Origin of the sequence: Pseudoalteromonas sp. SIMBA_162 (assembly GCF_046535955.1) — a bacterium.
Lineage (GTDB): Bacteria > Pseudomonadota > Gammaproteobacteria > Enterobacterales > Alteromonadaceae > Pseudoalteromonas > Pseudoalteromonas marina.
Map to the genome: position 1 here is coordinate 1 of NZ_JAWJBQ010000628.1, position 260 is coordinate 260.

The 260-nt window shown below is 60.8% G+C and carries 1 protein-coding gene; it reads right to left on the reverse strand.

The genetic code is table 11. The features are described from left to right. On the reverse strand, window positions 1–260 hold a 260-nt coding region (locus R0J88_RS21185), incomplete at both ends, for a hypothetical protein (protein ID WP_410901055.1).

Here is a 260-nt window from a genome sequence, read left to right on the forward strand (position 1 = left end):
GGCCGTGTTCTTGAAGCTTTTCTGGTCGACATCAGCGTGGTTGCGGCGGCCATCCTGGTAGACAGTTGCTTTCTGTGCCTGCCCCCTCTGCAGGACATCCGCCATATTGGCCAGGCCTTGCTGGTTGACACTGGCAATGCTCGCGACGCCGCTCGGGTAGACAGTGGCGCCGTTGAAGGCCCCTGGCTGATCGATATCGCTGGTATGCTCGCCGGCGTTGAACGGGTTTCCATTGCGATCACCTTGGGTGACAGTCGCGG